The sequence below is a fragment of the Flavobacterium sp. PLA-DH12 genome (genome assembly GCF_059511845.1).
In genome coordinates this window covers 79095-102306 of sequence record NZ_JCAMPD010000010.1, presented here as the reverse complement: position 1 = coordinate 102306, position 23212 = coordinate 79095, and the positions used below count along the sequence as shown (strand labels likewise).

The window sequence follows — 23212 nt, the reverse complement described above, 5'->3', positions numbered from 1 at the left end:
CGCTCGAGTCTCCTTCGTCGAAATGACAAAAATGCTTAAACGAGCTCTATAGTTTATCTTTTGGGAAGGCTCATTAAATTAAAGAATTTGGCTGTAACTCATTATCGTATTTTTCAGGATCTGATGCAGCATATTCATTCTCAGGCTCTGGAATAACGTGAATTTTAGAATCACTAATCGAAATTACAGCCGAACAGACATAAATGCCAATTTTCCCTTCGTTGTATTTAAAATCCAATAAAGTCAGTTTTACAATGTCATTTATCGAAAGTTCGTAATAATTTCCATAACGGATAATCTTAAAAGAAATTTGTTTTTCTTCTCCAATTTCAAACTGATTGGTCTGAATGTTTTCGAAGATAAAATTATTCTTTACGTCTTTTTCATTAAATCCCCAAGCTCTAAATTGAACGAAACCATTCATAAAATCAATCGAAATATAATATCCCGTTCCTTCTTTGTCACATTCTATCACAAAACCTGTTTTTCCCATTCCTTCAACAGATAATGTTCCTTCCCATACAAAATCGTTTGATGGTTTTTCGAAGCCGTAAATTTCATAACCGCTTCGGCATCCAAATCGCCATTTGTTTTCATTTTCCAAAACAAAATCGGCAGTTGGATTTCCTAGAATTGGTAGGGGATGAGGAAGGTCTTTTTGAAATATGGTTTTCTGATATAATTTTTCCCAATAATAATAACTTTTCAATAAAAGACGTCCGTTTTTATCAACATCGAGTTCTTTTGGTGGCGGAATCACACGATGTGTATTGACATTTCCGTCGGCAAAATAGAAATTATAAACCAAGAAATGTTTGCCATCTTTGACTACTCTAGCAGCATAGTTTCCTTGCGGCATCAGAACATTATTATGAAATGCCGAATATTCTCCTCTAAACTCAGGCGAAGACCAATAACGAACTTTAATATCTTCCCTAATTGATCCCAAAAGATAATGTGTTCCCTTTATCTCGAAAACGCACGGACATTCGACATCATCATAAACATACGGAATATGAAGCGGTTTCTGCAGCACATAACCTTCTTTTTCTCTTTTTGCCACACCAATACAGCCTCTTCGGTATGTTGGTCCAGAGGCGCTTCGGGCACAGATTAACAAATAATCTTCTCCTTTGTATTGGTATTTGAACGGGTCACGAAAGCTAATCCATTGTCGCGGATTATTATTCTTTCCTTCATAATGTGGTGCTTCACTTTTAAACGGAAGTCCGTATAAATTTTCCTTTTTCCATGTAAGTAAATCGGTAGAAATTGCACGTCCTACTTTTTGCTCGATTCCTTTATCCTGACGTTTAAGTCCTGTGTAATACATTTCATAACCTTCGCTATCCGATTTTTTGCTGATGTGCATTGTCCATAACATATCATCGTCCCATTCTCCTGGATCGCCAACAAATAAGGCATTTTTTACTCGTTTCCACGAAAGACCGTCTTTAGAAACGGCATGAGCGATATAATCGTGATTGGGAATGATTAAATGAAATAAATGATGAATTCCTTTTTCATCTATAAACACATCAACATCTCCAATTTCCCAGTTGCTAAATCCCGAACCTGAATACATTTTATTACTTATTTTAAACTGTTAGTATATTTTTTTTGCCACGAATGCCACGAATTTTCACGAATTCTAATTTGAAGAACTTTGCCAAAGTTTAAAACTTTGACAAAGTTGTAGTTGTGATATGTCTTAGATTTTTGCATAATTAAAAATTCGTGAAAATTTGTTCAATTTGGGGCTTATTTTTTATGCTCAACGAATGAATTATTTTATGACTTTATAGTGTTTTAAACCTTCCAAAATTCCTTCTGAAGCCGAAGTTTTTGCAACATAAATACTTTTTGTTGTTTCGTAATCTGCCAGTTCTGCGCTTCGGTTACCAACAATAATTCCTTTAACAGGACCTCTAAACATATCGACATCATTTCCTGAATCTCCAGCGGCAATTACATTACTGAGCGGAATAGACCATTTTCGGCATAAAAACTTAATCGCATTTCCTTTTGATGCTCTTTTCGGAATAAAATCTAGAAATTGCCCGTGACTCGGAATAATATTCACTTTATACCAGCCTGTTCCTAAAACCGCAATTAATTCATCATGATTGTAGTTTTCTTTGTCATAGTAATAAGAGATTTTATACGGATTCTGTGCTTCTTCTTCCTGAAGTTTAATCCATTTAATTGCTTTTAGTTTATTGACAATTTCTTCTCTTTTCCATCTTCCAGAAAGAAATTTTGCCCAACCTTTATCCAAAATATAATCTTTTCCGTTGGTGTAATAAATTTCGGTTCCGACAGAACAGATGATGAAATCGGGCAGGGGAAATTCTTCTTCGTCGATGACTTTTTTCACTAAAGCTAAATTTCGCCCAGAGGCCATAGCAAAAGCCATTTTATCGGTACGATTAACAAGGTGCGCTTTTAGTTCTTTTAAACCTGGATTTGCCAGTTTTGGTTCAATTAAAGTTCCGTCAATGTCAGAAACTAATAAATGATCGATTTTTCTTTTTAATCTCTCGATGTTGATATTTGGATAATGCTGTTTTTTAATTCCAGCTCCCGAAGAAAGGGAAAGGTTTTCTTTTACAAGATCTACATATTGATTGACGTGACTCAGCCAGCTGTAGTATTTCTGGATATTGATGGCTCCATTATTCGAATAATATTTCCATTTATTTTCATCGGTTAAAATATTACGAAGCGCTTTTTTAATCTGACTTTCATCTTGCGGATTGACTAATTCTCCGTTTTGACAGACTGGAATAATTTCTGAAGGTCCTCCGTTTTTAGTTACCACAACAGGAAGTCCAGAACTAGCCGATTCGATAACAGTTAATCCGAAGTTTTCATGTAAAGCTAAATTCACAAAAACGCCTCTTTTTTCTGCGGCATAACGATAAATAATTGATACTTCATTTTCGACATCATGTTTTTTCGGAATGGCCATTTTTCCATACAAATCGTATTTGTCCATCAAAAGAAGCAAATCGGTTAAGACGTTCTTTTCAGATTCGGGCATTTTGGCAATGTCTTTTCGAATACCCGCAAAAATGACCAGATTGGCAATGCTTTGAAGTTCTTTGTCTTTTCCGTAAACTTCAATTAAAGTGTTCAAGTTTTTATGTCGGTCAGGCCTCGAAAGTGCCAGAATAATTGGCTTGTGCGGATTGGTTAGAAATTTCGAAATGCTTTCCTGAACCCAATATTTTCGTTGTATTTCTTCCATGTTTTTCTCAGAATCATTTTCCTGATAGTAATAAGGAACAAATTTTCGGGTATCAATTCCGGGAGAGATGGCGTGGTATTTTCCTAGCTCGAAGTTTTTGTAGGCTTTGTAGGTTTCAATTTCCTGTTCGGTAGAAGTAACAATAAATTCAGCGAGTTCTAGTGTTCTTTCTTCTGCCGCAATTCTGGTGCTGAATTTGAATTTTTTTTCGAGTTCTTCTTCTGTTTCTCCGCCTTCGATTAATTTTTTCTTTTTATAAAACCCTAATGAATGTCCGGTGTGAGCAAAAGGAATATTTAAAACAGCTGATAATTCGGCGGCGGCGTAACCCGCATCGGCGTAGTGGGAATGAATCCAATCTGGGAAAATATTATATTGTTTAATATGTTGCATTGCACCATTTACAAAAAGATCAAGCCCTTCCCAAAGCTGTTCTTTTGCTTTGTATTTTTTTCCTAAAAACGGAATTCTTCTAATGTCTAGTTTGTCATTTATAATCTCAACAGGCACAGCATATTCAGGCGAAAGAGCAGGATCATCGATTAATCTTGTAAAAAGATGAACATGTTCTACATCTTCATGCTGCGATAAAAATTCGGCTAATTCGTAAATATATTTGGTCTGGCCTCCGTTGTCTGCATCTCGTCCGATTTCTAAACCAGAACCTTTTAAAAGTCCGTGAATATTGATAAGAGAAATTCGTAATTTTTTCATCATTCTTCCTTAAATTATTTGAAATCACAAGTTACTGCGCCCATATTGATTAGGAAGAAATAATTCCATTTTAAATTTACATATTTCCCATGTTTGAAAGCAAAAAGGAATGATTTAAGTATAAAAAGGAGAAGGTTTTGTATAAAAGCAATTTTTTCAATTGCCTCCAGCTTTAGCTGGAGGTCGTATTGAATATTGGTGAAGGCTTTAGCCAAAAAGTATTATTTGGCTAAAGCCTTTTTATTGCATAAATTTTAACCTCCAGCTAAAGCAGGAGGCAATTCAAACACTAACTTTCTATATTTTATAACAAAACCCGACAGGTTTTAAAAACCTGTCGGGTTTGACTATTCTATCTAAAAGAATATTAGTTTTTATTAATCAGATTTTCGATATCAGTTATACGAATATCAGGATTTCCGCCTGTCGATCCAGCTACCAAAGCTCCTGTTGCGCAAGCAAAATTTAAAGCTTCTTGTGGTTGTTTTCCGTTTAAAAGCGAAGTGACTAAAGCTCCTAAAAAAGAATCGCCAGCACCAACAGTATCTTCAACTTTCACAGTATAACCTTCATTTTCGTATAGATGTTTATCCCATAGTAAAAGCGCACCATCTTTTCCTCTTGTGACACAAATTGCAGTAGCATTTGTTAGCGAACAGATAAAATTCATATTCTCTTCTATAGTCGTATAAGGCGAATCTAAAGCGGCGCTGATTTCAGTTATTTCCTCATCATTAAATTTGATAAAATTAGCAGACTGCATTAAATGTTGTAGAATTTCGTAATCGTAATGAGGTTTTCTTAGATTGACATCAAAAACTTTGTAGGTGTGCGTGTTGAGCAATTCTTCTAGAGCATTTCTAGAAACTTCATCTCGACAAACTAAGCTTCCGTAGATTAAAACATCGGAGCTTACAACTAGTTCTCTTGCTTCTTCGTTTAAGGTAATTTTATCCCAAGCAGAAGGGTAAAGAATTTCGTAAGTAGCCGATTTACTTTCGTCCAAAGTTACATTTACCAATCCAGTTGGAAAATGATCCGATTTTAGAATAGTATCGGTATTCAATCCTAATTTTTTGACTTCGGTTATAATTGCTTCTCCGTCTGCATCGTTTCCTACACAGCTAATCATATTTGAATCGGCTCCTAAAGCTTTCATACGAAGCGCTACGTTTAAAGGCGCTCCACCAATTTTTTTCTCATTACCAAAAATATCCCAAAGTACTTCTCCGAAAGCGACAGCTTTTAGTTTTTTGTCGTTGCTCATTTTAGTTTTTCTCTTACTTTTAAAAATTAAATCGAGCGATTAGAGTTTCACACGATTTCATAAAAATAAAAAAGAATAACGGTTTCTGCAACCCAATTCTAAAAATCATAACAATCTGTTCACTTTACGAGGTCTAAAATTTTAATTTATATTTGTTGAAGCAGTAGTCTTTTTTATGAAATAGAATTTATAGAGGTTAAAACGGGATTAAAAAAGTTTTTTTTCTTACAATCTTATAAAAACTATTTGTAATGAATTTAAAGTGAATCATAATAGTACTATAACAGTTTGCTAATAAAATTTCACTTTCAAAACTATTTAAAATTTAAATGAAATTATTTTACAAAGTTGAAGACAAGGAACTTCTAAAAGTTAGAAATGAAATTTTCAAAGAAGTGGGAATTCCTTCTTTATTAAAAAATGGTTTTGAACTTTCTCCATTTAAAACTTCATGGCATGGTCAATATGATCGAAGCAGTCGCGGATATACTTATGATTTCAGTAGATTATCATCAGAAAATTATTTAGAAAAAATTTCTATAAGTATACTTACTGGCGAAAAATGGATTCAAATTCATTTAAATATATATGAGCTTAGTCCGACTTTAAACTCATTATTGCTTTTAAAAGATTTTGATGGATTAGAATTTGGAACTCCAGATAAGATTTCGACCAAAATGAGATTGAGAAGTGATGAATATAAAGGTCCGCCATTATTCTACATGCTTTTTTTACCAGAACATAAACTTGGAAAATTTTATACTAAAAGTGGTTGCCAAAGTGAAGTCGGTAAACTTACAAAATTGATACAATTTGATATGCAAAACATAAATGGCTTTGTAGAAAAATGGCATAAAATATTTGTTCCGAAGAAAACTGATTGGGAAGGTAATCTTCTATAATCGTAAATCTTTTTGAGACGTGAGAAATCTCCATCTTTGATTTTAATTATTTTTTAAGAAAGTTTTAATCTTTCTATAAGAATCCAGTTCTCGTTTATATATTTGTAACCAGTCTAAATAAGGATAAATTACGAATTTTATATGAAAACAATTTTTAAAACACTAAATGACAAATATTTATGTCAAGTGTTTATTGCTTTTTTGATCATTTTTTTATGTTCAGAACAAGCCTTCTCTCAATCGACTGTGGGTACAATTTCTGGTAAGGCAATCGTTAAAGACGGAAATTATTTACAAGGTGCAACAGTTAAAATTTCAGAATTAAATAAAACGACAACTACCGATTCTGATGGTACATATCAATTAAAAAATATTCCGTTTGGAACTTATTTGGTTGAAATAAAACTAAACGGTTACGAATCAACCCCAGCTTCAGTTATTGTGGATCAGAATAATACTGAAGTGACACTTGATTTTGAACTGACTTATACTTCTCAAAAATTAGAGGAAGTAATTGTAAGTTCTGGAGGAAATCGATTTGCTAGAAAAGAAAGTGAAGAGGTTTCTAAAATGAAACTGAAAAACATGGAAAATCCGCAGGTTTATACCATTGTAAGCAAGGAATTGATGAAAGAACAAGTTATAACAGATTATAACAGTGCTTTTAAAAACGTTCCAGGTGCTGGTATTGCCGAAGTGAGAAATCAAGGAAGAACAACTAATATTTCGAGAGGATTTGCTACACCGCAGTTAGTAAGAAACGGAGTTGGAAGTTTTACCTATAACTCAATTGATCCGTCAAATTTAGAGCGTATTGAGGTAATCAAAGGACCGTCGGCAACGTTGTTCGGAAGCACGATTTCTTCTTTTGGAGGATTGTTTAACAGAGTAACCAAAAAGCCTTTTAATTTCTTTAAAGGAGAAGTGTCGTATTCAGCAGGGGATTGGGATTTGAATCGTTTAACTGCTGATATCAATACACCGCTTAACGAAGATAAAACAGCTCTTTTCAGAATCAATACGGCATTGCATAGCGAAAGAAGTTTTCAGGATGCAGGATTCAACAAAAGTTTTTTTATTGCACCAAGTTTTTCTTATGAAGTAAACGAAAGATTGACATTATTGATTGATGCTGAGTTTAGTGCTTCAAAAGGGACTTCGCCAACGCGATTAACTCCGTATACAAAAGCAGATGCTACAGCGCACAGCATTGAAGAATTAGGAATTCCTTACAATCTTTCTTTTGCCAATAATACAGTTAATTACACAGGTCAGCAATACAACATTTTTGCGCAGTTGAAATATAAAATTTCAGATGAATGGACTTCACAAACTATTGTTTCGCGCACAAGATCTTCATCTGAAGGCTATGTTGTGGCTTTGACTATGTTAAGTAATGAAACATTAAGACAGCAAGTTACCAATCAGGATTATCCTTATTACGGAACCGATATTCAGCAAAACTTTAACGGAGATTTTAAAATCGGAAAATTGCGAAATAGAGTAGTAGCAGGATTAGATTTTTACAGCCTTCGCGCAACTCGTAATGATGCAACGGTAAACATGCCAGCACTTAATTTTAGAAAACCTGGTGATGCTTATAACAATTTTACTTTAAATAAAATTGAGCCTTTATTTCAAAATGCTACTTATACCAACATGGTATCAAACAACGAAAGAACTTATAGTGCTTACGTGTCTGATGTATTGAATGTTACCGATAGATTATTGGTAATGGGAGGTGTTAGAGCCGATCGTTATATTAACAAAGGAGTGTATTACCCAAGCCGTGATTCTATTGCAGGAAATTACAATCAGACGGCATTTTCTCCTAGATTTGGAGCGGTTTATCAAGTGGTTAAAGATAAAGTATCTGTTTTTGGAAATTATATGAACGGATTCAATAATGTGGGTGGATCTGATTTTTACGGAAATACTTTCAAACCAAATCAGGCAAATCAGTTAGAAGGTGGAGTTAAGTTTGACTTTAATAAAATTAGCGCAACTTTTAGTTATTATGATATTAAAGTTACCAATGTTACACGTGATGATCCTGATCACGTAAACTTCCAGATTCAAGACGGAACACAATTGAGTAAAGGTTTTGAGGCAGAATTTATTGCAAATCCGATTAAAGGTTTAAATATTGTTGCTGGTTATACTTATAATGATAGTGAATATACAAAAGCAAATCCGAGTATTAATGGTTTACGACCTACAACAGCTGGTTCGCCTACAACAGCCAATCTTTGGGCAAGTTATAGATTAACCGAAGGAGCAGCTTCTGGTCTTGGATTTGGATTTGGTGGAATTTATGGAAGTGAGTACTATCAAACGAATACTTCAACATTTAAGTTCAGTATTCCTTCTTATACCGTTTTGGATGCTTCTGTGTTTTATGACAGACCAAAATTCAGATTAGGCTTAAAAGTTGACAATCTTACGAATGAGAAATATTGGTCATATCGTTTAGCTGCTCAAAACCCAACAAGAGTTACAGGAAATATTACGTTTAAATTCTAAGAATACAATTCGTCATTTAAAATGATATTTCTACATTTGGATTTTATTGCAAATTATGACCAAAGGTTTTAAAAATACTATCAGACAAATACATTTGTGGCTCGGTTTAGCATCGGGCCTCATTGTTTTTATAGTGAGCATTACGGGTTTTCTTTATGTTTTTGAAGAAGAGATACGTCATTTTGCCAACAAAGAATATCTGCACGTTCCCGTTCAGGAAAAACCTTTTATAGGTTTGAAAACTATAATTGAAAATTACGAACGTCTTGAGCCTAAACAGAAAATTACCGCTTTAAAAATCGATAAAGCAGAACCGAATGCTGCAGTTCAAATTTCTGCGAAAAAGAAAAAGACCTATTATTTCAATCCGTACGATGGAACTTTAATCAATCAGCAGGGAGCAGATTGGCTGAATACGGTTCTAGAAATACATCGTACTTTGTTGTTAGGAGAAGTTGGCGAATTTATTCAAGGTTGGGCAGTGGTAATTTTTATCATTATGCTGATAACGGGATTAATTTTATGGTTCCCAAACCAAAGACGCTTGCTTAAGCAATCTTTAAAAATAAAATGGAACGGTTCGTTTAAAAGAATCAATTTTGATCTGCATCAGGTTTTAGGATTTTATGCTTCTATTTTTCTGCTTTTAATTGCCTTTTCTGGAACGTATTTTAAATATGATGCGGTTAAAAAAGGAGTTAGTTTAGTAACGGGAACCAAGCTCAGAAAAGGAGATGAAGTGGTTTCTAACGCTAAAATTGATTCGACTACAATTCCTGTTCGATATAATAACATTTACGAAAGTGCAAATGCGAAATATCCAGGCGCAACTTCGGTTTCGTTTTCAATTAGAAAAACAGGAGAATTGCGATTAAGAATGACGTATCCAAATGATTGGGCAAGAAACCAAAACACTATTTTCTTTGACGGAAAAACAGGGCAGATGCTCAGAACGAAATTATACAAAGACAACAACGCTGCTGATATTTATGAAGCTAGTAATCACGATCTGCATACAGGAGTTTTCTTTGGTCTTACAGGAAAAATAATCTGGAGTTTGGTCAGTTTGATTGGAGCTTCTTTGCCTATAACTGGATTTATAATTTGGTGGAAGAAAGGGAAGAAGTCTAAAGTTAAAAAGGTAAAGCATAAATAATGTTTCTAACAAAAAAAACAATAGCGCGGATTTGCAATCCATGCCCGCAAAGATTGGTTTATACTTTATTTTAGTGATCTTTATTGTGTCAAACTGTTGTGGGCATGGATTGCAAATCCGTGCTATCGGGTATGTTTACAGTATCTTAAAATGCATACTATGATCTTTATCTCCATTGTACTTAGAAATATAAGCATCTAATCTACCAACTATTATTTCCAAAATAAATGAATGAATAAAAAATATTAAAAATGCAATAGATATTCTGTTGGACATCAGCTTATTCGGTTCCATACCAGTCAATTAATTTATTATTAATTTATTATTAATTTATTATTAATTTATTATTAATTTATTTCAAAGCAATAATCTCAGAAATTTTCTTTTGATCTAAAAATATTTTTTTAGAATTGATTACTTTATAAACAATCCTTTTAATCTCATATTTTGTTTCTTTTCCTAACCCGACTTGGAAAGCTGAAATCTTTGAATTGTAACTATTTTTACTTGTATTAAAAGACTCTTCACTATTTACAATTAATCTACTTTCATTATTTCTGCAAATACGATATTTAAAAGTTTTATCTTTTGAAATAATTATTTTTTTTTCTAAAGATTGATCATCTTCGGCTGATTTTTTTAATACGTAATTTAGGATACCTTTCTTGTTGTATGAAAATTTTATATTCCATTTGTCTAAATAATCTGTCGCTTGTGATCTGTACGATTCCATATAAGCTTTGATCAACTTAAAATCTCTATGCTTATATTTTTCATTTGAGGATATAAACTTTAAATCTTCAAGGTTATAATCCTCTAAGAAATCTTCCAGAAGGTCTACAAGATCCTTAATATTAAGGCTTTGATTAACACTTTTATAAAGATATTTGTAATAAACTCCATTCAGATAAAAAATATCCTTATCATTTATTGAAATTGATTTTTCCTGAGTATTAAAATTCACCCTAATTTTATTTACGTAACTATTTCTTTTAAAACTCAAAAATAAAGTATCACTTCTTTTTATGAGTGTGCATATAGAAGGCGTCTTTTTTGTGTTTATTTCGGATCCATAAAAGTCATAATAAATTATTGTATCTTTTTTAAAGTTGTATGTATAAATTAAATGATTTGTATTGATTTCTTGCTTTTTATTGATTCTTTCATCATTTACATATTCACTCTCATCAATAATTTTGTTAAGAATATAGACTGTAGTGTAAAATTTTGATGATTGTGCCAAAACATTCATATTAGACGTTAATAATATGAATGATATAAAGTAAGTCATTGAAATCTTTTTCATAATTAAATTTTTATCTTTTTCCCGATAGCGCGGATTTGCAATCCGTACCCGCAACGGTAATACACAACACAAATTATCAAGACAGAAGCTACAAAGAATCATACAGCTTTTGTTTTGTATTTAAAATAAAGAACAAACCTATCTTTGAGGGCACGGATTGCAAATCCGCGTTATCGTTTTTTTTTTTATTTGTTTACAAAATTGTGACTTAGAAAATTTTCTTATACTTATTTGTTTTTAAAGACAGTTTTGATTCAAGTATTTTTTTCTCAATTACTTTTCCTTTCTTATCAATTTTGAAGCATATATAGATATATCCACTGCCTATTGTCGAATATGAAAAATTATTTATTTCGATTATTACACTTGTATAATTTAATCTCTTTAATGCGACGAACTTAATAGGAATGAGATTTATAAAATCTTTGACAGTAATATTTTTAACATCATAATTATTTATCGTGACAAATGGATTTTGAGAAAATTTTAATTTTTCAAGTAGTTTTTTTGGTAATGACTCTTTATTGCATTCTGAGGTAATTACATTTTCAGTTTTTAGAAAAAAAACAATTTCATTGTTAAACAGATTCTCGTGAATTTGATAAACACTTAAAGAATCATTAATTGCTATTCTACATGATTTTATTTCCTTTTGAATAAAGTAAGATGCATTCTTTTGCGCAATTAACGTATTAAGAAAAAGACAGAAAAAAAACGTTGTAATTCTCATAATTTATCTGTTGAGCTATTTTTAAAACTGAAATGTGTTTGTTTATGGATTATTTTTATCTAATAATGTTCTTATTGAGTCAATATCTGTTCTTTTGAAATTAGAAAGAGAAAAGCTTGTGTCAGCATATTTTAATGTTTTTCTATATTGTTTCTGACCCTATGACTCAACATTTATGCTATCTACATAAAATTCATTAGACTTAAATGAAACATATGTTTTGGTATAAGAACCGTTATTTCCTATAAGATCTTTAAATATAATAAAGCCACTTCTATTAATTTTTATTTCTTCGTAATAAATAGGGGTATTGCATTTTAAAACGTTTTTAAAAATTTTAAAAATTTCACTCTTTTTATTTATCGTTTTGCTTATCAAAAGCATAGGAAAATCAAATTCTGAATTATCAGGAAAACAATTCTCTTTATTGCTTTCATAATAAGGTTTTAAAATAACAATTGTATCTACTGTTTTATTATTGTCAAAATCAAAAGGAATAGGTTGGTCTTTATAATAATTTGAGAATACAATTCCATATTTATCTTTGTACCCAGTTATTTGATCCAAACATTTTTTTTCTGATAAATTGTTTTTTTGTACATTAATGGTATCTTTTGGACTATTACTTATACTTTTATCTACAATCTTAGAACAAGAAATTAAGAATAAAATGATAAAAAATAGATAAAAAGTAAATCTCATAATTCTTTAATGTTTAAATATTTTAGATGAATAATCTTAATTATTAGTCAAAGTATTCTTTTATTTTTCTCCCATCCTTTTTATTAATTACTATAAATTTACATGGTCCGTTTGCTGAACACCCACTTCGAAATAATAACTTATTTGAGTAATCTTTAATTAATTGATAGCCTAATCGATATGTATAGGGATATAGATTTACATCTACTTCATTAATTGCAATTTTAGATTTATGAGGTTTCTCTAGGGTTAGCCATATTCGATCGCAATTAAATTGCCAATAAAGAATATAATTCTTCTGTAGTTTGATTGTATCACAATTTATATTGCTTTCATTCATTAATTTATTTTTATTACAAAAGCAATTTTTATCCTGTGCCGAACAAATACTAATTTGAAATATTATTAAAAATAGTATATTCTTTATCATTTGATAGCTTCTTTAGGTTTTGAAATATTAACTTCTTTCCAAAATATTGTCAGACCATATTGAGCTGTCGACTGATCTTATTTTTATAGATTTTGTACATTTAGATAGTGTTTTTTATTCTTTTTCAGACTAACATAATTAAACGGTTTAATCTAAATTAATTTTAGAATAGCAATCTATAATAGTATCTGTTGAAATACTATCTCTAACTAGTGTTTTTATTTTTTCAATATTTTTATTTTTATAATAATAGTATCTTTTGTAATTAATTTTTTTATTAAAATAGTTGGCTCTTAAATTAATCTCTTGAAATTGTTTTTTTTTATTTTTCATAATTCCAACAGAAATAACCTTAGAATTATCAGGTAAATAATCAATTTTATTTAATTGAGGAAGGATGAAATCGCAATCACTAAAGAAGTCTTCTTCTTCGTTATTCTTCTTAACTTTACAGTTTTCTTTAATAATTTGTTCAATTTCTTTGTCTTTTTTTAAAAAATCTAAATTTATAATAGGTTTTATATTCATGCATCCATCTGAATTTTGGGAATATTTAATATCTGTAATTGAAGTAGTGTAGTTTACATATCGTATATTTCCTCCGTCAATACGTTTTTTTTGCTCTAGACTATATATGAATTGGTTGACTAACAAATCATTGTTATCGATTGTAAATGCAATTGAGTCACTTTCTTTACTATTACCATAAACTCTTGCATATTCTTCATTATTTGCATGAAAATAATGATAGATTTCCATTCCTTTGTTATTAGAGTGAATTACCAGATAATCACTATTAGAAACTTTGCACGAAGTTGCTAATAAAGAGACAAGAATAATAACTAACTTAACTTTTTTCACGTGGCTTCTTTTTTCTTAATTTTAATTCTTTCCAAAAAATAGTGCCTAAATAAACAGCCGTTGATTCAAGTGCTATAGTTTCAGAGGTCGAAAATCTATTTTGAGGGTTGATTCCTGGTGTATATTTCTCTTGAGGTACATTAAAAGTTCCTCCTAGTTTTTCAACACCATCTTTCCATTTTTTGTAATGTTCATCTGAAATAGTCCATCCCATAGTGTTCATATGGATTTCAAATTTACCTGTAGAAAACCGATCATCACTTTCTAGAAATTGTGCTTGTTCGGCTCCATCCCACATAGTAGCTCCGTTACTTGCATCATTTTCAGACGTAAGGGAATATATTAAAGCACCAATAGCTAACTGCATTTTGGTACTATTTCTTTTCTCAATTTCTGTTTTTCTAAACAATTTTGCTTGATCACTATCTATGCCATAAGCAATCTTATTAATCTTATGAACGCTTGCTATCGCAAACATTTCCATTGATAATTCTGTGATAAAACCAATATTATTTCTATAAGCTGAACTTTCTCCATAAATAGTTGAGCTTGAGCTGATAAACTTTTTATGAGTGATATTCACATCATTCTCTTTCAAAATTTTGGCGTTATTATATGTAACAAAATCATCTCCATTTTTGTTTTTCTGAGTAGATTTTCCATCACAAACATAAACATCTTCAACACTTCCTTCAAAATCAGGTTCATTAATTTTTCCCTCAAAAGTTCCGTCTTTATTATAAAAATGACCATTTACATAAACTATCCGATCTTCAAGTAAAAAAGTTGGAGCATCAATGGGGTTTCCGTAAGAATGACTTTCTGCTGTTTCATTAATAAAGCCACCTGCATTAAAAGTAATATTTCCCTGCGAATACATATAGTGATTTCCTTTTGTGTATATTGTGGTTGTCCCTTTAACAATTCTTATTCTGCTCATAATTAATTCTGTCTGGTTTGTTCTCCACTATTATTTTGTATTTCTTTTTGGGCATTTTTATTCAAATCGCCTTCTGTGTAATGATTTAGTCCTTGTTTGCTATTATCATGTCTGTCTTTTTCTGTTGTAGACTTAAAATCCCCTTCAATATACTCCATAAAATCTCCTGTTACATTTAGCGTACTATTGCCTCCAACATTGATATTATGCATCATTCCAATTGTTGTAGATTTATCTACTGTAGCATTTTCAGTAATATTTACTCCCGCATTCGTCGTAACACTCTCAGAAGCATTTATAATTAGGTTTTTACAGTTAAGTGTTAGGGTTTCAGGTACAGTTATAGTTGTACTTTTAGTTTCCTCATTTAAATGAATTTCATTCCCACTTGGGTCAGAAAGCCAGATGCCTACTTTTTCAATAAACTTGAAAAGCTGCCCAAAAGGGAGTTTCCAGCCTTTAATTCGGTTTTTGGTATCAAAGAAATCGGGCATTTCTTTTCCGTTATAATAGGTGCCAGAAACATAGGGGCGTTCTGCATTGCCGCCTTCAAAACTTACCTGAACTTCTTCTCCTATTTCAGGCCTGAAATATAGCCCTTTTCCAGAGCCAGAGTAAGGCTGTACCACACGCATCCAATCGCTTTTAGTTGCCCATCCATTCCAGAAGAAATCCACTTTTATGCGTCCCATTTTTTCAGGGTCATTATTGTCAATTACTATTGCAGGCTGGCTTTCGGCAGAAGCAAATGCATTTACGTCTGTGTAGTGTGGCGCTGCCACATCGGCGGGAATAGCTTTGAATTTGCAGGTATAATTTCCGTTTACTTCAGAGCAATGAATAATTTCAATTGCCAGTAAATGATGTTCTACGTTTTTGTTTTCAATAGAAAAAGTCTGTCCCAAACCTATAGGCAGATAGGAGGTGCCGCTGTAGAATATGCTGTTGGCATCACGTCCTGCAGTCTGCATTTTTACCATTTCATCAATCTCGTCCTTATTCTGAGCATTGCTGGTATATGCGCCGTTTTCGAGCCCGGGTCTTACAATATAAGGCTGTTTAAAAGCGGCTAGAGACGCAAATCGGTCTCGACTTCCTTGAGAGGTTTTTTCTGCACCATTTTTTATGGTAGAGGCGCTATTATAGTCATAACTGCTGAACGAAGTTTTATGTGAAACTAAATTGGCTTCGATGCTAAAATTATGCAGTGAAGATTCGTTTATAAGTTTTACATTGGTGTTTTTAATCTGACCAAATTGCATACGCATTCCGTCAAAATAGAGCCATTGCGCATGGCGGGCAGAAAGGCGTTTGAGGAAATCAAAGCTTGTTTCGTTGTACTGGGTTTTAAAACTGAATTCTTTTGTATAGGTAGGCACAATGGCTTCTCTCTGATAGAATTCTCCCGAACTCTCTTCTGCAAAAATTTCGAGCCCAATCTGTTGGAGGTTTTTCTCGCGAAAGATTCTGGATTTTGGCATATCATCAAGGGCAATGGTATGACTTGTTCCTGTTACGTGCAGTCCAGCGGGGCTTCCGTGCAGATCGATAGAACCTAATTTTGTAATTCTGCCTTTAGACATTAAGCGTATTCCGTTTACTTTGAAGGTGAAAATTACCTCGCTGCCAATGTAATCGCTAAAAGCTTTCTCCTGATCTTGTGGTGCAATAATAGGTTTTCCCGTGTATTGCCAAAAGAAAGAAAAATGGTGGTGGTCTGCCATTTTTTGAGAAAGTTCAAGATTGTAATAGATAACATTTTGGGTAAAGCCTTCTACGGTGATATGCACCTGCTCTGTGAATTTTGACATTTTTAATATTTTTAGTTGGTTTATTTGTAAAAATATATTTACAAAAAATAAAAACTTGCACCTAAAAGCCATTTTTGTATCAAAATAGGATACACTTGAAAATAAAAAATCAGTTTATAATTTTTTATCTGATAAACTTTTCAAAATATTCTGTTGCCATTGCTATCACAATTTCTTTAGTGGTAAAAATGTGTTTTGCACCATCACTTCGGGTAATGGTATCGCCAAGCTGCGGATAATAGATTCTCCCATTAATCTCTACAGATTCTGGAATTGTTGACCACGTATCAAAGTTTGCAACTTTGAAACTATATAAAAAGTTATCATAAACAATAAATAAAGTTTCATTTTCAGTATCAACCAAAGCTTTCTCACGTATTTCATTTAGAACAAAAATTTTTGGACTGTAATTATGAGTCATTATTTCCATAGTATTTCATTTAGTGTTTATGTCTTTTTTTATTTCTAAAACTATAATTACAAAACTTAAAAACATAGACAGAAAAGACTTTTTTGTATCAAAATAGGACACGCTGGAAAATGATCAGTTGCTATTTTTCATACTTCTGGAGGATATATAGAAAGATTTTGTGGAGTTTTTAACGTTCTAAGATGCTAAGTCTCTTCGTTTTTAAACAAAAAAAATGCGGCCAATTTTGGGCAGCATTTTTTATTTGATTTTTTTATATTGAATTAACCATGCGCTTCAACTGAAACATCATTCCATTTTTCCCAGCTTTCCAATCTTTGATCGTAGCTTTGTTTTACAAACGGAAATGCCACTTTTCCTAATAATAGTCGCAAAGGAGGGTTTTCATTTTCTACTAATTTTACCACTATTGGAGCGGTCGCTTCGACTTTACCAAAAATGTTTTCTCTTTCAGCCAAAGCTTTTTTGATTTCGTCATAATATGGCAAACTTTCGCTGGTAATTCCAGTATGCCAGATGTTAGACTCGTAACCGTTTGGTTCCAATAAAGTAACGTTGATTCCAAATTGTTTTACTTCAGAAGCTAATGTTTCGCTCAAACCTTCAATAGCAAATTTAGAAGCGCTGTAAAGTCCCATTCCTGTTGGTAAAGTTGCTAATCCTAAAATAGAAGAAACTTGAATAATATGACCGCTTTTTTGCTCTCTCATTATTGGAATAACAGCTTGTGTTAACCATAATGTTCCGAAGAAATTGGTTTCAAATTGTTCTCTAGCTTCTTGTTCGTTTGCTTCTTCAACCGCGCCTGTAAGCGCATAACCTGCATTGTTGATCAAAACATCAATGGTTCCAAAATGCTGTTTTGCTTTCTGAACTACTTCTAGAGATTCTAAACGATTGTTTACGTCTAATTTTAAAGGTAAAATTGCGCTTCCGTATTTTTCTTTTAAATCGTTTAACGTTTCTAGATTTCTAGCTGTTGCTGCTACATTGTATCCTTTAGCTAAAAAAGCTTCTGTCCAAGCTCTTCCAAATCCTTTTGAAGCTCCTGTAATTAAAATTGTTTTTGACATGGTATTTGTTTTTTATAATTAATTAAAAATTTATTTATGACCAATCGGTCATTTTTATGGTAAAAAAAAATTATATCAATTTTTCAGATATAATTTTTTTAAGCGTTTTCTCTATTGTTTTCATGTTATCGTTATTGCCAGACACTCGAGACATTAAATGTCCTCCTTCAAGCATGGCAAAAAGTGTAATGGCAAATTCTGATGCATTCCAATCAGAATCAAATTCTTTATTGGCAATTCCTTTTTCTATAATCGAAGTTAAAAGCACTTGTCCGCGTTTGATAGCAGCGTTTACTTTTTCTTTCACAATTGGGTTTGTGTCGTCTGCTTCGGTTCCAAAGTTTAGTAAAGGACATCCGCCAATTACGGGTGGATTGATTGGGTTGCTAAAAAAATCGATATAAGCAAAAAGCTGCTCTTTGGCGCTTTTGCCTTCTCTAAGTGCATTTTCAAGTTTAGAACTTAATATTTTCATATTATGATCTACAGCTGCGCAGGCCAAAACATCTTTGTTTTCAAAATGCACATACATACTTCCTTTAGACAATTTCGTAGCCTCCATAATATCGCTCATAGAAGTAGCTGCAATTCCTTTTGTATTAAAAATAGGAGCGGCTTTTTCTATAATAAACTGTCTGGTTTCTTCACCTTTTGTCATGATGGATTGTATTTAACGATGCAAATATATGACCGATTGGTCATAAAAACAAATAAATAATGTTTTTTTTATGTATTTGATTGTTTTTTAAAGAGATAAAACAGCTTCGAACATTTCAAAACAGTAATATTTAAAGCTGTTTTGTCTCAATTGAGTTTATTGTAAAAAACTAATTCGCACGATTTCTTTCCTCTTCATTTCCAAAGTTTCGTTCTTTAGATTTCACATTTTGGTTCCCGAATTTATAACTCAAAGCAATTCTAAAAGCTCTTGAATCGCCATAATTTTTCATTGTGTTTTTAATTCCGCTTGAATAATAAGAAATTAAAGGTTTTTGGGCATTCAATAAATCTCCTCCTGTCAAAGTGATTGAAAGGTTCTTTTTTAAGGCTAGAAATTTCACGGAAATATCCAAAATATTCAAAGTCGAAATATTAAAAACTTGGTAGCGTCCTGGCAACTGTAAACCATAATTTAAACCCAGAAAAAGAGTTTTAGACTGATTTACTGTAAAATCGTTATTGCTGTAAATATAACCGTTGTAACCATCTACAGAAGCAATTAAATTGGTTCTAGATTTTACATTTTGATAATTTAAATTAAATCCCATAAAGCTGTTCCACCAAGAATATTTATTGAAATTGTAGTATGTTGAAAGTCCGATTTGGTAAGTGTCAGCATAGTTGATTGGTGTACTTTTCGTGATATTCGTTTCAGGATCGATAATTGCTAATTCTTGCCCGAAATTAGAAACCTGAGAAAAATAGATTGTATTTACCCATTTTTGATTTCGGATATAAGAAAACTCAAAATTATCTATAATAGAAGGTTTTAAGAACGGATTTCCCTGAGAATAGTAAAACGGACTGGTTCTAATAACAAACGGATTTAAGTAGTCAAAATCTGGTCGGCGGATTCTTCTGCTGTAATTTAAAGAATACGAGTTGTTATCATTTGCATTGTAAGTCACATAAGCCGTTGGAAACAATTTGATATAATTGTTTTTATTGGTTTGGTTTAGATTTTCAGAATAGCCTTCTGTTTGTGTAGCTTCTGTTCTTAAGCCAATTTGTGTTTCCCATTTTTCGTTTAATTTTTTATTTGCAGAAAAATAGATTGCTTCATTGTATTCTTTGTATGTGAATATATTAGAATAATTGGCATTCAGAATTGGAGTTCCAGTTTCGTTGTCAAAAACGGTCAGATTGTTTTTGGTGTTGGTATAAAAACCTTTTCCTCCAAAGCTTATATTCGCCCAAGAATAAGGAAACGAAAAGTCAATTTTTGCCGAGTAATTTTTCAATTGGTTCAGGTTAGAATTAATTGCTGCAAAATAAGTTCCCGGAATATTCTCCTTTTCTCTGTCCAATTCATTACCCGAAAAACCTCTAAAATCATTTTTTTGATAATTGAAATAATCCAAATCAACTGTAATGTTTTTACCTTCATTATTTAAATTGAAAACATTATTCCAGTTAACCGAATTCATTTGCGGTTTGTTCTGTGCATTTACATCAGATAATATATAAGAATTGATTTCTCCAGCAGTATTGTAACGAGTTGTCAACGGATTATTTGCTGCATTTCTGTCATTAAAACTCCCTAAATATTTTATTCCAGAAGTCCATTTTTCAGTTAATTTATAATCGGCACCAAAACCAATGCTCAATATATCCGTTTTTGATTTGGTTTTAATATCTTGTTTCCAAAGCTCATTTGGATAATAAATTCTATTATCTGAAGTAGTGCGAAATTGATCTGTTCCTTTATTAATTGAAGCCTGAAGCGACAATTTATTATAATTGTAGATAAATAATCCGTTTATGTTTCCGCTTGCGTAACTTCTTTGTACATAAGTAGAGCCAAGATTTGCAGTCCAAGAATTCGCTTTAGCGGTTTTTAGTTTAATATTGATTAAACCGCTGTTTCCTTCTGCTTCATATTTTGCTGGAGGCGTTGTAATTACTTCGATGCTTTTTATGTTATCAGCAGGAATGGATCTAAGAAATGCAACGAGATCTTCCTGCGTCATTTTGTTCAAACGATCATCAATCATAACCAAAACTTCTCCTTTTCCAACAATAGAAATGGTTTCGTTCTGAACTCTCACTGTTGGAGTAGATTTTAACGCATCCAAAGCTGTTCCGCCAGTTGCAACAACAGAATTTTCGACATTAAAAACCAATCGATCTACTTTTTGTTCTACCAGTTTTTTTCTTGATTTTATAGTTACGCCGTCTAATTGCACTAATTCTTTCACCTCAACTATTCCTAAATAAAGATCTTGATTTACGATTATTTCTTTATTGCTGAATTCGGTTCCAAATTGTTCTATAATTAATCTATAGTTCCCTTTTTCAGGATTTAAAATAAAATTACCTAAACTATCAGTTGAAGCTTGTTGATATAAAGTTTTGTCTCCTTTTAATAAAGATGCCGTTGCAAATTCCAGCGGTGTTTTATTCTGATTGATGATTTTTCCTTTTACTGAAAATTGTTGTCCGAATACGTTAATTTGAAATAGAAATAAAAGTGATACGAGAATGATTCTGTTCATGGTTTTGAATTTAATTACAGGGCAAAACTGTTAGAATTAAAATCTAAAAACCACTTTTATCGACAAACCCCTTCGATTAATCTGCAAACCCGTTAAAATGCTTTTTACTGAATGTATATCTTTGTTTTAAAAATATACCGAATGTATAAAGGAACCATTACCAAAAGGCTCGAATGTCTAATTCATATTATTTATTGGCTTTTAATTTCATATTTCACTTTCGTGAAAAATCCGATTGGAGCACGATTTTTTGTACCTGATCTATTTCTTTGCACTTATTTTATTGTTTTCATTATTACGTTTTATTTTCATTATTTGATTGTAATGAAAAAGGTTTTTAAAGCTTTCAATTGGAAAAGGCTTTTTGCGGGAGTTTTCGTTTCATATCTTATTTTTACTTTTCTAAGATTTGTTTTAGAGCAGATTATAACCAAACTTTTGTTTGACAGAGTAAATTATACCGACGTTAATTTTCTGAGTTATATGCTCGATAATTTGCATTATAGCAGTATGGCAATTATTTTGAGTTCGTTTCTTTGGTTCGTGATTTATTCGATTCGTCTTCTGGAATACAACAAGCTCATTTTGGAAGAAAATAAGAATACCGAAATCAAATTTTTGAAAGCTCAGATTAATCCGCACTTTGTATTTAATACTTTAAATAACATTTACTCAATGGTTTATTTTCAGTCAGATAAATCATTGATTGCAATTGATAAATTGAGTCAGATTATGCGTTTTACAACTTACGAATCACAGAAAGAAAAGATTAAACTTTCAGATGAAGTTGATTATATAAAAGCGTATATTGAACTCGAACAATTACGTCATCAAGACAATGTTCGGGTTGATTTTAATGTCGAAGTGAAAAATGAATTTGGAGAAATTCCGCCATATATTTTGTCGCCTTTAGTAGAAAATGCTTTAAAACATGGAGAAGTTTCAGACTTAGAACCAATAGAAATTCAACTAAAAGTTTCTTCTGAAAAATTGATTTTTAAAGTGAAGAATAAAATCGGAACGCAGAAAAAAGATAGTTTGGGCGGAATTGGTTTAGATAATTTGCAAAAGCGTTTACAGATTCATTATCCCGAAAAGCATCAAATTAAAATCACCAAAGAAGAAAATCATTTTACAGCCGAACTTGAAATAGATTTAAAATGAATAAAAAAATAAACTGCATTATTCTGGATGATGAACCTTTTGCTGTAAAATTAATTGCCGATTATGCTTCTAAAATTTCAAGATTAAATGTTTTGTATGCAGATAGCGATGTCTTTAAAGCGATTGAAGTTTTAAATACAGAATCGGTCGATTTGATTTTTATTGATATTCAAATGCCGCAATTAACAGGAATTGAATTGATGCAGATGTTTAATCAGAAATATAATTTTATTATTACTTCGGCTTATCCGCAATATGCCCTAGAAGCTTTTCAGTTTCATGTGATTGATTATTTATTAAAACCGATTACGTTTAATCGTTTTTATCAAAGTGTAGAAAAGTTCATTCGTTGGCAGGAAACTTTTCAAACTCCTGAAAAAGCAGGAGATGATTATCTATTTGTAAAAGCGGATCGAAAGCATTATAAAATTGCTCTAAACGATATTTTGTATATTGAAGGATTAAGAGATTATATCCGCATTCATACGAATGACGAAAAGATAATGGCTCTGGAAAATATGAAAGATATTTTGGAGAAACTTCCATCAAATCAATTTATTAGAATTCATCGTTCTTATATTATTCCAAAGGATAAAATAAAGTTAATAGATGGAAACCAGATTGTAATGAAAAGCGGAAATGCTTTGCCAATAGGAGAGACGTATAGGAAATTGGTTAGTGAGTGGTTGATGTAACATATTTGTTATACATCTATTTACTCGAACAATTAATTTAGTA

The 23212-nt window shown here is 31.8% G+C and carries 18 protein-coding genes; 5 read left to right on the top strand and 13 right to left on the bottom strand.

The annotated features are described in order from the left end of the window. Positions 1 to 73: 73 nt before the first annotated feature. From AC5ZCW_RS18455 to AC5ZCW_RS18445, 3 genes are all read right to left on the bottom strand, one after another. Positions 74 to 1585 (bottom strand): glycoside hydrolase family protein, encoded by a 1512-nt coding sequence (locus tag AC5ZCW_RS18455; protein WP_496121164.1) that lies wholly within the window; start codon positions 1583 to 1585, stop codon positions 74 to 76. Positions 1586 to 1786: 201 nt separating this feature from the next. Further along, entirely contained in the window at positions 1787 to 3967 is a 2181-nt protein-coding gene (locus AC5ZCW_RS18450) for an HAD-IIB family hydrolase (RefSeq protein WP_343544661.1), read from the bottom strand. A 364-nt stretch (positions 3968 to 4331) separates the two neighbouring features. Further along, on the bottom strand, positions 4332 to 5231 hold the full coding sequence (locus AC5ZCW_RS18445) for a carbohydrate kinase family protein (protein ID WP_496121163.1): 900 nt from the start codon (positions 5229 to 5231) through the stop codon (positions 4332 to 4334). A 329-nt stretch (positions 5232 to 5560) separates the two neighbouring features. Between AC5ZCW_RS18445 and AC5ZCW_RS18440 the strand changes: the two genes are divergently transcribed. The 3 genes from AC5ZCW_RS18440 to AC5ZCW_RS18430 all read left to right on the top strand — a co-directional run bounded on the left by AC5ZCW_RS18440 (position 5561) and on the right by AC5ZCW_RS18430 (position 9812). Then, entirely contained in the window at positions 5561 to 6133 is a 573-nt protein-coding gene (locus AC5ZCW_RS18440; RefSeq protein ID WP_496121162.1) for a hypothetical protein, read from the top strand. 141 nt (positions 6134 to 6274) lie between these two features. Next, positions 6275 to 8656, top strand: coding sequence for a TonB-dependent siderophore receptor (locus tag AC5ZCW_RS18435; protein ID WP_496121161.1), 2382 nt, complete (start codon positions 6275 to 6277; stop codon positions 8654 to 8656). 55 nt (positions 8657 to 8711) lie between these two features. Beyond that, positions 8712 to 9812, top strand: coding sequence for a PepSY-associated TM helix domain-containing protein (locus tag AC5ZCW_RS18430; RefSeq protein WP_496121160.1), 1101 nt, complete (start codon positions 8712 to 8714; stop codon positions 9810 to 9812). 352 nt (positions 9813 to 10164) lie between these two features. Here the strand turns inward: AC5ZCW_RS18430 and AC5ZCW_RS18425 are convergent, their stop codons facing one another. From AC5ZCW_RS18425 to AC5ZCW_RS18380, 10 genes are all read right to left on the bottom strand, one after another. Further along, on the bottom strand, positions 10165 to 11118 hold the full coding sequence (locus AC5ZCW_RS18425; RefSeq protein WP_496121159.1) for a hypothetical protein: 954 nt from the start codon (positions 11116 to 11118) through the stop codon (positions 10165 to 10167). 208 nt (positions 11119 to 11326) lie between these two features. After that, complete coding sequence (locus AC5ZCW_RS18420; protein WP_343544654.1) at positions 11327 to 11848, bottom strand: hypothetical protein; 522 nt, start codon at positions 11846 to 11848, stop codon at positions 11327 to 11329. Positions 11849 to 12007: 159 nt separating this feature from the next. Next, entirely contained in the window at positions 12008 to 12550 is a 543-nt protein-coding gene (locus AC5ZCW_RS18415) for a hypothetical protein (protein WP_343544653.1), read from the bottom strand. Between the two features lie 577 nt (positions 12551 to 13127). Then, a complete protein-coding gene (locus AC5ZCW_RS18410) occupies positions 13128 to 13841 on the bottom strand; it encodes a hypothetical protein (protein WP_343544652.1) in 714 nt (237 codons plus the stop codon). Continuing rightward, positions 13828 to 14781, bottom strand: a complete 954-nt coding sequence (locus AC5ZCW_RS18405) for a hypothetical protein (RefSeq protein ID WP_496121158.1) — start codon at positions 14779 to 14781, stop codon at positions 13828 to 13830. Before AC5ZCW_RS18405 ends, AC5ZCW_RS18410 begins: the two co-directional genes overlap by 14 nt. Positions 14782 to 14783: 2 nt before the next feature. Beyond that, complete coding sequence (locus tag AC5ZCW_RS18400) at positions 14784 to 16592, bottom strand: type VI secretion system Vgr family protein (RefSeq protein ID WP_496121156.1); 1809 nt, start codon at positions 16590 to 16592, stop codon at positions 14784 to 14786. Positions 16593 to 16716: 124 nt separating this feature from the next. Further along, the gene (locus AC5ZCW_RS18395) at positions 16717 to 17022 is read right to left on the bottom strand and encodes a hypothetical protein (RefSeq protein WP_496121155.1); all 306 of its coding nucleotides are present in this window, start codon (positions 17020 to 17022) and stop codon (positions 16717 to 16719) included. Positions 17023 to 17285: 263 nt separating this feature from the next. After that, a complete protein-coding gene (locus AC5ZCW_RS18390; RefSeq protein ID WP_343544648.1) occupies positions 17286 to 18095 on the bottom strand; it encodes an SDR family NAD(P)-dependent oxidoreductase in 810 nt (269 codons plus the stop codon). A gap of 70 nt (positions 18096 to 18165) precedes the next feature. Further along, entirely contained in the window at positions 18166 to 18753 is a 588-nt protein-coding gene (locus tag AC5ZCW_RS18385) for a TetR/AcrR family transcriptional regulator (RefSeq protein ID WP_496121154.1), read from the bottom strand. A 169-nt stretch (positions 18754 to 18922) separates the two neighbouring features. Then, a complete protein-coding gene (locus AC5ZCW_RS18380; RefSeq protein WP_496121153.1) occupies positions 18923 to 21310 on the bottom strand; it encodes a TonB-dependent receptor domain-containing protein in 2388 nt (795 codons plus the stop codon). A gap of 141 nt (positions 21311 to 21451) precedes the next feature. Here AC5ZCW_RS18380 and AC5ZCW_RS18375 point away from each other — a divergent pair, with 141 nt between their 5' ends. Beyond that, positions 21452 to 22474 (top strand): sensor histidine kinase, encoded by a 1023-nt coding sequence (locus AC5ZCW_RS18375; protein ID WP_496121152.1) that lies wholly within the window; start codon positions 21452 to 21454, stop codon positions 22472 to 22474. Continuing rightward, complete coding sequence (locus tag AC5ZCW_RS18370) at positions 22471 to 23169, top strand: LytR/AlgR family response regulator transcription factor (protein WP_496121151.1); 699 nt, start codon at positions 22471 to 22473, stop codon at positions 23167 to 23169. Before AC5ZCW_RS18375 ends, AC5ZCW_RS18370 begins: the two co-directional genes overlap by 4 nt. Positions 23170 to 23212: the final 43 nt, after the last annotated feature.